General features: G+C 71.1%; 10 protein-coding genes and 1 tRNA gene. 9 read left to right on the forward strand and 2 right to left on the reverse strand.

Annotated elements, in window-relative coordinates; translation table 11 throughout:
- Positions 1-7 precede the first annotated feature (7 nt).
- The 8 genes from K313_RS0103590 to K313_RS0103625 all read left to right on the forward strand — a co-directional run bounded on the left by K313_RS0103590 (position 8) and on the right by K313_RS0103625 (position 10,756).
- Positions 8-472 (forward strand): MauE/DoxX family redox-associated membrane protein, encoded by a 465-nt coding sequence (locus tag K313_RS0103590; protein ID WP_029210470.1) that lies wholly within the window; start codon positions 8-10, stop codon positions 470-472.
- Between the two features lie 16 nt (positions 473-488).
- Positions 489-1,274, forward strand: coding sequence for a DsbA family protein (locus tag K313_RS0103595; RefSeq protein ID WP_029210471.1), 786 nt, complete (start codon positions 489-491; stop codon positions 1,272-1,274).
- A 2-nt stretch (positions 1,275-1,276) separates the two neighbouring features.
- Positions 1,277-2,146: a prolipoprotein diacylglyceryl transferase gene (gene lgt, locus K313_RS0103600; protein WP_034251485.1), complete on the forward strand. Its 870-nt coding sequence runs from the start codon at positions 1,277-1,279 to the stop codon at positions 2,144-2,146.
- A gap of 133 nt (positions 2,147-2,279) precedes the next feature.
- Complete coding sequence (gene gltB, locus K313_RS0103605; protein ID WP_029210473.1) at positions 2,280-6,869, forward strand: glutamate synthase large subunit; 4,590 nt, start codon at positions 2,280-2,282, stop codon at positions 6,867-6,869.
- Positions 6,862-8,322, forward strand: coding sequence for a glutamate synthase subunit beta (locus tag K313_RS0103610; RefSeq protein WP_029210474.1), 1,461 nt, complete (start codon positions 6,862-6,864; stop codon positions 8,320-8,322). The genes gltB and K313_RS0103610 overlap by 8 nt, the downstream gene beginning before the upstream one ends.
- Positions 8,323-8,481: 159 nt before the next feature.
- Positions 8,482-9,936, forward strand: a complete 1,455-nt coding sequence (pyk, locus tag K313_RS0103615) for a pyruvate kinase (protein WP_029210475.1) — start codon at positions 8,482-8,484, stop codon at positions 9,934-9,936.
- Positions 9,937-10,000: 64 nt separating this feature from the next.
- A tRNA-Leu gene (locus tag K313_RS0103620) sits at positions 10,001-10,086 on the forward strand.
- Positions 10,087-10,162: 76 nt separating this feature from the next.
- Positions 10,163-10,756 (forward strand): ANTAR domain-containing response regulator, encoded by a 594-nt coding sequence (locus K313_RS0103625; RefSeq protein WP_019286077.1) that lies wholly within the window; start codon positions 10,163-10,165, stop codon positions 10,754-10,756.
- A 96-nt stretch (positions 10,757-10,852) separates the two neighbouring features.
- Here K313_RS0103625 and K313_RS0103630 read toward each other — a convergent pair whose 3' ends face one another.
- Positions 10,853-11,635 carry a DUF554 domain-containing protein gene (locus tag K313_RS0103630; RefSeq protein ID WP_019286076.1) on the reverse strand — a complete coding sequence of 261 codons (783 nt, stop codon included), beginning with the start codon at positions 11,633-11,635 and terminating at the stop codon, positions 10,853-10,855.
- 183 nt (positions 11,636-11,818) lie between these two features.
- Here K313_RS0103630 and K313_RS22035 point away from each other — a divergent pair, with 183 nt between their 5' ends.
- Positions 11,819-12,415 carry a GNAT family N-acetyltransferase gene (locus K313_RS22035; RefSeq protein WP_019286075.1) on the forward strand — a complete coding sequence of 199 codons (597 nt, stop codon included), beginning with the start codon at positions 11,819-11,821 and terminating at the stop codon, positions 12,413-12,415.
- A 48-nt stretch (positions 12,416-12,463) separates the two neighbouring features.
- On the opposite strand, the gene K313_RS0103640 is transcribed toward K313_RS22035, so the two are convergent.
- Positions 12,464-12,904, reverse strand: coding sequence for a hotdog fold thioesterase (locus K313_RS0103640; RefSeq protein ID WP_019286074.1), 441 nt, complete (start codon positions 12,902-12,904; stop codon positions 12,464-12,466).
- Between the last annotated feature and the right edge of the window lie 2 nt (positions 12,905-12,906).

The following is a 12,906-nucleotide window of genomic DNA, read 5'->3' on the forward strand; positions in this document are numbered from 1 at the left end:
CCGCGGCGTGAGCGAGTGGGTGGGCCTCGTGGCCCGCCTCGTGCTGGGCGTCGTCCTCGTCGTGTCGGGCTACCTGAAGGTCGGCTCCCTCGAGTCCTCCGCCGAGGCGGTGCGGGCGTTCAAGATCCTGCCCTACGACCTGGCCAACCTGGTGGGCTACGTCCTGCCGGTGCTGGAGCTCGCCATCGGTGCGTTGCTCGTGCTCGGGCTGTTCACGCGGATCGCCGGGATCGCCGGGGCCCTGCTCATGGTCGCCTTCCTGATCGGCATCGTGAGCGTGTGGGTGCGTGGCATCTCCATCGACTGCGGCTGCTTCGGCGGGGGTGGCGTCGTGGCGCCCGAGGACACCAACTACCTGTGGGACGTCGTGCGTGACGTCGGGCTGCTGCTCTGCGGCGTGTGGCTCGCCGTCCGACCACGCACCCCTGCGAGCATGGACCGATGGCTCTTCGGAGCCCCGACCACACACTGATCGAGGAGCACCACCGATGAGCACGAGCTACGAGGAGCGGCGCCGCAAGGCCCAGGCCGCGGCCCCCAGGAACAACAAGGGCAAGGTCGTCGCGGCCGCCGCGCTCGTCGCGCTGCTCGTCCTGGTCGCCGTCGGCTGGGCGATCTGGTCGCAGCAGTCCCACAAGAGCGAGGTGGCGCAGAAGATCGCCAACGCCTCGACGCCCCCCAACGCGACCGCGGACGGCGGCGGGATCGTCGCCAACCCCGGCAAGGCCAAGGCCGGAGCGCCCACCCTCGTGATCTACGAGGACTTCCAGTGCCCGATCTGCAAGCAGGTCGAGGACGCCGTCGGCCCGACGGTGACGAAGCTGTCGGACGAGGGCAAGATCAAGCTCGAGTACCACCTGCGCAGCTTCCTGGACGAGAACATCAAGCGCGCGATGCCCACCGTCCCCAACCCGGACTCCTCCCTGCGCTCCGCCGCGGCCGCGAGCTGCGCCGACGCGGCCGGGAGCTTCAAGGCCTACCACGACGTGGTCTTCAAGCATCAGCCCGAGGAGGGCAAGGGCTACACCGACCAGCAGCTGCGGGTCGACCTCGCCCAGGAGGCGGGACTCTCCGGTGACGCGCTCGACGGGTTCCAGAGCTGCGTGCAGGACAAGAAGATGATCGGCTTCGCGACCAAGATGGAGCAGGTCGGCCAGCAGAAGGGCAACACCGGCACGCCGCAGTACCTCCTGAACGGCAAGGAGATCCCCTTCCAGACCTTTGCCCAGGATCCGGCCAAGCTCGAGCAGGCCGTCGCCGCGGCGACCAAGTGACGATGCTCCTCCCGACCGAGATCCCCAGCCCCACCCAGGGCGTCTGGTACCTCGGGCCGGTGCCCCTACGGGCCTATGCCCTGTGCATCCTCGCGGGGATCCTGGTCGCGGTGTGGCTGACGCAGCGGCGTCTCGCGGCGCGTGGCGGGGACCCCGAGCGCGTCATCGACGTGGCGATGTGGGCCGTGCCGTTCGGCATCGTCGGCGGGCGGCTCTACCACGTGATCTCCTCGCCCCAGGCCTACTTCGGCGAGGGCGGCAATCCCGTCGACGCCCTCAAGATCTGGAACGGCGGCCTCGGCATCTGGGGCGCCGTCGCCCTGGGCGCGCTCGGAGCGTGGATCGGTTGTCGTCGCAGCGGCGTGTCCTACCTCGACTTCGCGGACGCCCTCGCCCCGGGCCTGATCATCGCCCAGGCCATCGGGCGGTGGGGCAACTGGTTCAACAACGAGCTGTATGGCGGACCCACCGACCTGCCCTGGGCGCTGCAGATCCACGAGTGGGACGCCACGACGGGGAAGGCCGTGCGGGACGCGGGGGGCCAGGCGGTCGTCCTCGGCAGCTACCACCCCACGTTCCTCTACGAGTCGCTGTGGTGCCTGGGGGTGGCGGCGCTGCTCGTGTGGGCGGACCGGCGGTTCCGGCTGCGCCCCGGCCAGGTGTTCGCGCTCTACGTCATGGGCTACACGCTGGGCCGGGTGTGGATCGAGATGATGCGCGTCGACCAGGCCAACCACGTGCTCGGGCTGCGGCTCAACGTCTGGACCAGCCTCCTCGTCTTCGCGTTCGGTCTGGCCTGGTTCGTCCTGGCTCGCCGACAGTCGCGGAGCGTCTCGACGGCCGACCCGATGGAATCTCATACTTCGGAATGAATAACGAGTCCCTCCCCGGTGGGGGGCACTCTTTCACCCGTGTCTCTGCGTGGCCACCGCCGTCCCCGCAGCGATGCCTCATGACCTGACGGCACCCGCCGTCCGGCCCAGCACGGAGGACGGTGATCACCTGATGTCCCAGTCGTCTGCGACGTCCGCGAACCCCCCAAGCACCCAGGTCCCCCCGACGTTCGCGCGCTTCGGCGCCCAGCCCGCGGACCAGGGTCTCTACCGCTCGGACAACGAGCACGACGCCTGCGGGGTCGCCATGGTGGCCACGCTGCGCGGCACCGCCGGTCACGACATCGTCGACCAGGCCCTGCTGGCCCTCACCAACCTGGAGCACCGCGGCGCCACCGGCGCCGACCCGCTCGTGGGCGACGGCGCCGGCATCCTCACCCAGGTGCCCGACGAGTTCCTCCGCGGTGTCGCGGGCTTCCCGCTCCCCGCCGCCGGCACGTATGCCGTGGGCACGGCCTTCCTGCCCCAGGACGAGGCCGAGCGGGCCGAGGCCGTCCGCACGATCGAGCAGATCGCCTCGGAGGAGAACCTCAAGGTCCTCGGCTGGCGCGAGGTGCCGGTCGAGCCCGGCTGCGTCGGTCAGGTCGCCCGCGACTGCATGCCCCACTTCGCCCAGCTGTTCGTCTCCGACATCACCGGTCGCCGCCAGGGCCTCGAGCTCGACCGGCTGGCGTTCTGCCTGCGCAAGCGCGCCGAGCACGAGGCGCACGTCTACCTGCCGTCGCTGTCCGCGCGCACCCTGGTCTACAAGGGCATGCTCACCACCGCGCAGCTCGAGCAGTTCTACCCCGACCTGTCGGACGAGCGGTTCGCCACGTCGCTGGCCCTGGTGCACTCGCGGTTCTCGACCAACACCTTCCCGTCCTGGCCCAAGTCGCACCCCTACCGATACATCGCCCACAACGGCGAGATCAACACCGTCAAGGGCAACCGCAACTGGATGCGCACGCGCGAGTCGATGCTGCGCAGCGACGTCATCCCGGGCGACCTCGAGCGCCTCTACCCGATCTGCACGCCGGACGGGTCGGACTCCGCGTCCTTCGACGAGGTCCTCGAGCTGCTGCACCTCGGTGGCCGGTCGCTGCCGCACGCGGTGCTGATGATGATCCCCGAGGCGTGGGAGAACCACGCCGAGATGGACCCCGCCCGCAAGGCCTTCTACGAGTTCCACTCGATGTTCATGGAGCCCTGGGACGGGCCCGCCTGCGTGACGTTCACCGACGGCTCGCTGGTCGGCGCGGTGCTCGACCGCAACGGCCTGCGGCCGGGCCGCTACTGGGTCACCGACGACGGTCTGGTCGTCCTGGCCTCCGAGTCCGGCGTCCTGCCCCTGGACGAGCAGCACGTGGTCCGCCGCGGGCGCCTGCAGCCGGGCCGGATGTTCCTCGTCGACACCGAGGCCGGCCGGATCGTCGAGGACGACGAGGTCAAGTCCACGCTCGCCGCCGAGAAGCCCTATGCCGAGTGGCTCGAGGCCGGCGTCATCAAGCTGTCCGACCTGCCCGAGCGCGAGCACATCGTGCACACCGCGGCCTCGGTCACGCGTCGTCAGCAGACCTTCGGCTACACCCTCGAGGAGCTGCGGATCCTGCTGACCCCCATGGCGATCAACGGAGCCGAGGCCCTCGGGTCGATGGGCACCGACACCCCCATCGCCATGCTCTCCAGCCGGCCGCGCATGCTGTTCGACTACTTCACGCAGCTGTTCGCGCAGGTCACCAACCCGCCGCTGGACGCGATCCGCGAGGAGCTCGTCACCTCCCTCGGCACGTCCGTCGGTCCGGAGGGCAACGCGCTGGTGCCGAGCGCCACCCAGGCCCGCCAGGTCGAGCTGTCCTTCCCCGTGATCGACAACGACGAGCTCGCCAAGATCGTCCACATCAACGCCGACGGCAACCTGCCCGGCTACGCCACCCACGTCGTCCGCGGCCTCTACCGCGTCGACGAGGGCGCCGAGGGCCTGCGGGCGCGGCTCGAGGAGATCTTCGCCGAGGTCACGGCGGCGATCCGTGGCGGCGCGCGGTTCGTCATACTGTCCGACCGCGACTCCGACCGCGAGAACGCACCGATCCCGTCCCTGCTGCTCACGTCGGCCGTCCACCACCACCTGATCCGCGAGAAGCTGCGCACCGAGGTGGGTCTGGTCGTCGAGGCCGGGGACGTCCGCGAGGTGCACCACGTCGCGCTGCTCGTGGGCTACGGCGCCGCCGCGATCAACCCCTACCTCGCGATGGAGTCCGTCGAGGTCCTGGTGCGCCAGGGCATCATCGAGGGCGTCACCCCCGAGCAGGCCGTCAAGAACCTCATCAAGGCGCTCGGCAAGGGCGTGCTCAAGGTGATGTCCAAGATGGGCATCTCGACCGTCGCGTCCTACCGAGGGGCGCAGGTCTTCGAGGCCATCGGCCTGTCCCAGGAGCTGGTCGACACCTACTTCACCGGCACGGTCAGCCAGCTCGGCGGCATCGGGCTGGACGTCGTGGCCGACGAGGTGGCCGCGCGCCATGTCACGGCCTACCCCGTCGACGGCGTCCGCCAGGCGCACCGCACCCTGCCCGTCGGTGGCGAGTACCAGTGGCGCCGCGAGGGCGAGCCGCACCTGTTCGACCCCGAGACGGTGTTCCGCCTGCAGCACTCGACGCGCGAGCGGCGCTACGACATCTTCAAGCAGTACACCCAGCGCGTCGACGACCAGGCCCAGCGCCTGATGACGCTGCGCGGGCTGTTCGACCTCGCCTCCGACCGGCCCTCGATCCCCGTCGAGGAGGTCGAGCCGGTCAGCGAGATCGTCAAGCGGTTCTCCACCGGGGCGATGAGCTACGGCTCGATCTCCAAGGAGGCGCACGAGACCCTGGCGATCGCGATGAACCGCCTCGGCGCCCGCTCCAACACCGGCGAGGGCGGCGAGGACGTCGACCGGCTGATGGACCCCGAGCGGCGCAGCGCGATCAAGCAGGTCGCGTCCGGCCGGTTCGGCGTCACCAGCCTCTACCTCACCGAGTCCGACGACATCCAGATCAAGATGGCGCAGGGCGCCAAGCCCGGCGAGGGCGGTCAGCTGCCCGGCCACAAGGTCTACCCGTGGGTGGCCCGCACCCGGCACTCCACCCCGGGCGTCGGCCTGATCTCACCCCCGCCGCACCACGACATCTACTCGATCGAGGACCTGGCCCAGCTGATCCACGACCTCAAGAACGCCAACCCGCAGGCCCGCGTCCACGTCAAGCTCGTCTCCGAGATCGGCGTCGGCACGGTCGCGGCGGGCGTGTCCAAGGCGCACGCCGACGTGGTGCTGGTCTCCGGGCACGACGGCGGCACGGGCGCCTCGCCGCTCACGTCGCTCAAGCACGCCGGTGCGCCGTGGGAGATCGGCCTGGCCGAGACCCAGCAGACGCTGGTGCTCAACGGCCTGCGGGACCGGATCGTCGTGCAGACCGACGGCCAGCTCAAGACCGGGCGCGACGTCGTCGTGGCCGCGCTGCTGGGGGCCGAGGAGTTCGGCTTCGCCACCGCCCCGCTGGTCGTGTCCGGCTGCATCATGATGCGCGTCTGCCACCTCGACACCTGCCCGGTCGGCGTCGCCACGCAGAACCCCGAGCTGCGGGCGCGGTTCTCCGGCAAGCCCGAGTTCGTCGAGACCTTCTTCGAGTACATCGCGCAGGAGGTCCGCGAGCTGCTCGCCGAGCTGGGCTTCCGCACGATCGAGGAGGCCATCGGCCAGACGGGCGTCATCAACACCCGCAAGGCGATCGACCACTGGAAGGCCAGCGGGCTCGACCTGTCGCCGGTCCTCGCGGAGGCCGTGCCGCTGGACGGCGCCGCGCGCCACCAGACCCACGAGCAGGACCACGGCCTGCAGCACGCGCTCGACAGCGAGCTGATCGAGCGGGCACGCACGGCGATCGACGGCGGCGAGCCCGTGTCCTTCGACGCGCAGGTCCGCAACGTCAACCGCACGGTCGGCACCATGCTCGGCAACGCGGTCACGCGGGCCAACCCGCACGGCCTGCCGGACGGGACGATCACGGTCCGGCTGCACGGCTCGGCCGGGCAGTCCCTCGGGGCCTTCCTCCCCGGCGGCGTGACCCTCCAGCTCTTCGGCGACGCCAACGACTACGTCGGCAAGGGCCTCTCCGGCGGCCGCGTGGTCGTGCGACCGGGGGAGCAGAGCGCGCTGGTCGCCGAGGACAACGTCATCGCCGGCAACGTCATCGGCTACGGCGGGACGACCGGCGAGGTCTTCCTCCGCGGCACGGTGGGCGAGCGCTTCTGCGTCCGCAACTCCGGCATCACCGCCGTCGTCGAGGGCGTGGGCGACCACGGCTGCGAGTACATGACCGGCGGCATGGCGATGATCCTCGGCGAGGCGGGCCGCAACTTCGCGGCCGGCATGTCCGGCGGCGTCGCCTACCTGCTCGACGCGCGCACCGACCGGGTCAACACCGAGCTCGTCGACGTGCTGCCGCTGCGCGACCTGGACAAGCCGGTGGTCGAGGGCCTGCTCCGCGACCACCTGCGCTGGACCGACTCCACGGTGGCCGCGGCCCTGCTGGAGGACCTCGAGGCGGCCTACGCCCGCTTCACCCTGGTGCTGCCCCGCGACTACCAGCGCGTGCTGGACGTCCGTGCCCAGGCCGAGACCGAAGGACTGGACCTCGAGGGCGACGAGGTCTGGGACCGCATCATGGAGGCTTCTCGTGGCTGACCCTCGTGGATTCTTGAAGAACCGCCAGCGGGAGCTGCCCCAGCGGCGCCCGGTGCCGGTGCGCATCCAGGACTGGAAGGAGGTCTACGAGGCGCAGCCCGTGGACCAGCTCCAGCGACAGGCGGGCCGCTGCATGGACTGCGGCATCCCCTTCTGCCACAGCGGGTGCCCGCTCGGCAACCTCATCCCCGAGTGGAACACCCAGGCCTGGCGCGGTGACTGGCGCGACGCCATCGACCGGCTGCACGCGACCAACAACTTCCCGGAGTTCACCGGCCGCCTGTGCCCGGCCCCCTGCGAGACGGCCTGCGTCCTCGGCATCAACCAGGACCCGGTGACCATCAAGCAGATCGAGGTCACCACCGTCGAGCGGGCCTTCGAGGCCCAGCGCGTCGACCCGCAGCCGCCGGAGCGGCTGTCGGGCAAGCGCGTGGCGGTCGTCGGGTCCGGCCCGGCCGGCCTCGCGGCGGCCCAGCAGCTGACCCGCGCCGGCCACACCGTCGCGGTCTACGAGCGCGCCGACAAGCCCGGCGGCCTGCTGCGCTACGGCATCCCCGAGTTCAAGATGGAGAAGGCCGTGCTCGACCGGCGGCTCAACCAGATGACCCAGGAGGGCACCGTCTTCCGCTCCGGCGTCAAGGTCGGCGAGGACCTGACCGGCCAGCAGCTGCGCGAGCGCTTCGACGCCGTCGTGCTGGCCATCGGGTCGACGGTGCCGCGCGACCTGCCGGTCCCGGGGCGCGAGCTCGGCGGCATCCACCAGGCCATGGACTTCCTGCCCCCGGCCAACCGCGTGGCCCTCGGCCAGCAGGTCCAGGGACAGGTCACGGCGGAGGGCAAGGACGTCGTCATCATCGGCGGCGGTGACACCGGCGCCGACTGCCTCGGCACGTCCATCCGCCAGGGCGCCCGCTCGGTCACCAGCCTGGAGATCATGGGCCGTCCCGGCGAGCTGCGCCCCGCCAACCAGCCCTGGCCGACCTATCCCATGCTCTACCGCGTCGCCAGCGCGCACGAGGAGGGCGGCGACCGCGTCTACGCCGTCAGCACCAAGGAGTTCGTGGGCGACGACGACGGCAACGTCGCGGGCCTGCGGATCACCGAGGTCGAGATGCGCGACGGGCGGTTCGAGGAGGTCGAGGGCAGCGAGCGCGTCATCCCCGCGCAGCTGGTGCTGCTGGCGATGGGCTTCCTCGGCCCGCAGCGCGAGGGCCTCGTCGACCAGCTGGGCGTGGCCCTGGACGAGCGTTCCAACATCCGTCGCGACGCCAGCTTCATGACCTCGGTGCCCGGGGTCTTCGTGGCGGGCGACGCGGGCCGCGGCCAGTCGCTCATCGTCTGGGCGATCGCCGAGGGACGCAGCGCCGCGCAGGGCGTCGACGCCTACCTCACCGGTGGGATCTCGCGCCTGCCGCGGCCGGTCGAGCCCACGGACCGACCCCTGGTGGTCTGACCTCCTCCGCCACAGGGACAGCCGTATGCCGCCCGCCCGGTTCACGCCGGGCGGGCGGCATACGGCTGTCCGTGGGGTCTTGCGCGGACCGCGCCGGCCACCTCGCCGCCCGCCGCGGGATGGCTCTGTGGCGCACGCCACTGCACTAGGATGGAGGTCATGCGCCGAGCCAAGATCGTCTGCACCATCGGGCCGGCCACATCCTCCATCGAGCAGATGCGCAAGCTGGTTGCTGCCGGGATGGACGTGGCTCGCCTCAACTTCTCCCACGGGTCGCACGAGGACCACCAGCAGGTCTACGCCAACGTCCGGGCCGCGTCCGACGAGGTCGGCCGCGCCGTGGGCACGCTGGTCGACCTGCAGGGCCCCAAGATCCGCACCGGCCGGTTCGCCAACGGCCCCATCCTCCTGACCAAGGGTGACCGGTTCACGATCACGACCGACGACGTCCAGGGCGACCAGGACCGCGTCGGCACGACCTACAAGGGCCTCCCGGGCGACGTGTCCGTGGGGGACCGCCTCCTGATCGACGACGGCAAGGTCGGCCTGCGCGCCGTCGAGGTCACCGACACCGACGTGGTCACCGAGGTCGTCGAGGGCGGCTTCGTCTCCAACAACAAGGGCATCAACCTGCCCGGCGTCGCCGTGAGCGTCCCGGCCCTGTCCGACAAGGACGAGGCCGACCTGCGCTTCGCCCTGCGGCTGGGCTGCGACATGGTCGCCCTGTCCTTCGTGCGCTCCGCCGCCGACGTCGACGACGTCCACCGCATCATGGACGAGGTCGGCCGGCGCGTCCCCGTCATCGCCAAGATCGAGAAGCCCCAGGCGATCGACAACCTCGAGGAGATCGTCCAGCGCTTCGACGCCGTCATGGTCGCCCGCGGCGACCTCGGCGTGGAGCTGCCGTTCGAGGAGGTCCCGATCGTGCAGAAGCGCGCGATCGAGCTGTGCCGCAAGTATGCCCGCCCCGTCATCGTCGCCACCCAGGTCCTCGAGTCGATGATCGAGAACTCCCGGCCGACCCGCGCCGAGGCCTCCGACTGCGCCAACGCCGTCCTCGACGGCGCCGACGCGATCATGCTGTCCGGCGAGACCTCGGTCGGCAAGTGGCCGATCGAGACCGTCCAGGCCATGGCCCGGATCATCGAGTCGACCGAGGAGCACGGCCTGTCCCGCGTGCTCCCGACGCCCGAGCCGCGCTGGCACGTGGGGGACGCGGTCACGCAGGCCGCTGTCGACGTCGCGCGTCACCTGGACGTGCGCTACCTGGTCACCTTCACCCAGTCCGGCAAGTCCGCGCGCCTGCTGTCCCGCCTGCGCTGCAGCATCCCGGTGCTGGCGTTCAGCCCGGAGCAGGCGACGCGGTCGCGGCTGTCGCTGTCGTGGGGCGTCGAGACGTTCCTGGTGCCCGACGCGAGCCACACGGACGAGATGGTCATGCAGGTCGACCTGGCCCTGCTGGCCGCCGGCCGCGTCGAGGAGGGCGACTACGTCGTCATCGTCGCCGGCACGCCGCCGGGCGTCCAGGGCTCGACCAACTCCGTGCGCGTGCACCGCATGGGCGACTCCATCAACCACCGGATGGGCCGCACCCTCGACGAGACGCCCGCCTGACGGCGGGGCGCCGCCCGCCCGTGCCGGCCGACGACCCTCGGCCGGTAGCATGGGCGGGCACCTCGCCGGGGTGGTGGAATGGCAGACACAGAGCACTCAAAATGCTCCGCCCGCAAGGGCGTGCGGGTTCGAGTCCCGCCCTCGGCACCAGCCCTCGTCGACGGGGACTCCCAGGTCGCCCCGGTCGCCTGCGTACGACTAGAGTGACGGGGTGACTGAGCACCCCATGACGACCGGCCGCCGCATCCTCGTCGCCGAGGACGAAGCCCTCATCCGACTCGACCTGGTGGAGATGCTCCGCGACGCGGGCCACGAGATCGTCGGCCAGGCCAGCAACGGCGAGCAGGCCGTGGAGCTCGCGGCCGAGCACAAGCCGGACATCGTCATCATGGACGTCAAGATGCCTGTCCTGGACGGGATCTCGGCGGCGGAGCAGATCGGCAACGCCAAGATCTGCCCGGTCGTGATGCTCACGGCGTTCAGCCAGACCGAGCTCGTGGAGCGCGCTCGTGACGCAGGTGTCATGGCCTACATCGTCAAGCCGTTCACCGCGGCGGACCTCGCCCCGGCGATCGACATCGCGGTCTCGCGCTGGGCCGAGTACCAAGCGCTGGAGTCCGAGATCGCCGACCTGTCCGAGCGGCTCGAGACCCGCAAGTCCGTCGACCGGGCAAAGGGCGTGCTGATGGCCAAGCTCAAGCTCAGCGAGGCCGACGCCTTCCGGTGGATCCAGAAGACCGCGATGGACCGCCGCATGGGCATGAAGCAGGTCGCCGACGCGGTTATCACCGGCATGGGCGACGACAAGGCCAAGAAGTAGCCCCACGACCTCAAAGATCGTGAGGGTCTGGTCCAAGATTCTTGGACCAAACCCTCACGATCTTGTGGTTCTTAGGGGAGGGGACGGGCTGCCGGGTCAGCGGAGCGCGACCACCAGCTGGGTGAGCAGCGGGGCGACCACGAGGGCCGGGAGCAGGTCCCCGACGGGGATCTCCCGGATCCGCAGCAGCCGCAGCGCGATCGCGACCAGCAGCAGGCCGCCCGTGGCGGTGAGCGCCGCGATGTGGGCCTCCGGCAGGACCGAGCCCAGCAGGACGCCGACGATCGTCAGGGCGCCCTGCACGACCGCCACGGAGACGGCCGACAGCAGCACCCCGATCCCGAAGGTCGAGGCGAACGCCAGCGCGGCGAAGCCGTCCAGGACGGACTTGAGGGCGAGCTGGTCGATGCCCCGGCCGAGGCCGTCGTTGAGCGATCCCAGGATGGTGAGCGGCCCGACGCAGAAGAGCAGGCTCGCCGTCAGCCAGCCCTCGATGAACCGCTCGCGCTCCGCGTGGGCCTGAGCGCCGTCGCCGTCCGCCGCCGGAGTGCTGCGGTGGACGCGACGCTGGACCGCTCCGGCCAGGCCCTCCAGGCGCCGCTCGATGTGCAAGGCCGAGCCCAGGATCGCGCCCAGCAGCAGCGAGCCGAGGACGATGAGCATGGGGGCGCCAGACCCCACGGCGTCGGTCAGGCTGGCTGAGGTGACCTCCCAGGCCGACAGCAGCGCCATCAGCAGCGTCGTGAGGCCGAGGCAGTCCGTCACGATCGACCGGGTGCGCTCGGGCAGCCGGTTGCCGATCATCATGCCGAGGGTGGCTCCGAGGACGACGGCGACGACGTTGACGACCGTGCCGAGGCCGGGAAAGGCAGCGTTCATAGGCGCAGAGTAGGCGTCCGGTCGCAGGCGGTGGGCGACGGACCGGCCTCTGGGCCCGGCAGAATCGATCGGGGCCACCCCGGCTATCCAAACCACGAGGGGCCGTGCCATATTCTCCGTGGAGAGTGCTTCGGGGGAGGCATGAGCCACCTGTTCGTCCCGGCGATTCCCTGGAGGTTTCTCATGGCACGGTCGTGGACCGTCGCGCGGCTGGTCGGGCCCGAGGACTGGGCCGGTGTGCACCGTCTGTGGACCGAGGCCCTGGCCGACGCAACGCCGACCGGCGACGCCACCGGTCGCCAGGTGGGTGCGGAGCGCCTCGAGCAGGTGCTCAGCCGCCCGGGGGTCACGACCCTCGTCGCGGAGCATGACGACGACCTGGTCGGGCTCATGGTCGCCACGAGCGATCCCCTCAGCGCGCTGACGGACTCGGCCTGCGTCACGGTCGAGATCCTCTACGTCACCCCGGCCCGTCGGGGACGCGGCGTCGGCCACCTGCTCCTCGCCAAGGCGGCGCTGCTGGCCGAGCAGACCGGCGCCACGCACGTCGTGTGCAACGTCCCCAGCCAGTCGCGCGACCTCAACCGGTTCTTCGCCCGCATGGGGTTCGCCTCGACCGTCACGCGGCGCATCACCTCACCGGCAGCCCTGCGTCGGCGCCTGAGCGGCGAGGAGGGCCGCCCCTTCGACAAGGTCCTGGCCCGGCGCCGCTCGCTGCGGGCCCGGACCGGCCTCACCCAGCCGCTCGAGATCGTCCAGCCCCGCGCCAGCGCGTCCTGATGCATCCGTCCTGACGGGCGATCCCTGACGAGGTGGGCGTGACGCGGCTCAGGCCTCGTCGCGCAGGGCGCAGGTGATCCGCGAGGTGCAGACGCGTCGCCCCTGCTCGTCGCTGATCACGACGTCGTAGCACGCCGTCGTCCGGCCGACGTGCACCGCGGTGGCGACCCCGTTGACCGCTCCCGATCGCACCGACCGGTGGTGCGTGGCGTTGATGTCGACGCCCACGGCATACCGGCCCGGTCCTGCGGCCAGCATGGCCGCGATGCTGCCGAGGGTCTCGGCAAGGACCACCGAGGCACCCCCGTGGAGCAGGCCGTAGGGCTGCGTGTTGCCCTCGACGTCCATCGTGCCGCAGCAGCGCTCGGCCGACGCCTCGGTCAGCTCGATCGCCATCCGCTCGATCAGCGTGCCGCGACCCGCGTCCCGGAGCTGGTCCAGAGGGGTGGGCTGGTCGGACTCGGTCGCTGTTGCCGGTGTGTCGGTCATAC

This window comes from Arsenicicoccus bolidensis DSM 15745, assembly GCF_000426385.1.
In the GTDB taxonomy this organism is placed as follows: Bacteria; Actinomycetota; Actinomycetes; order Actinomycetales; family Dermatophilaceae; genus Arsenicicoccus; species Arsenicicoccus bolidensis.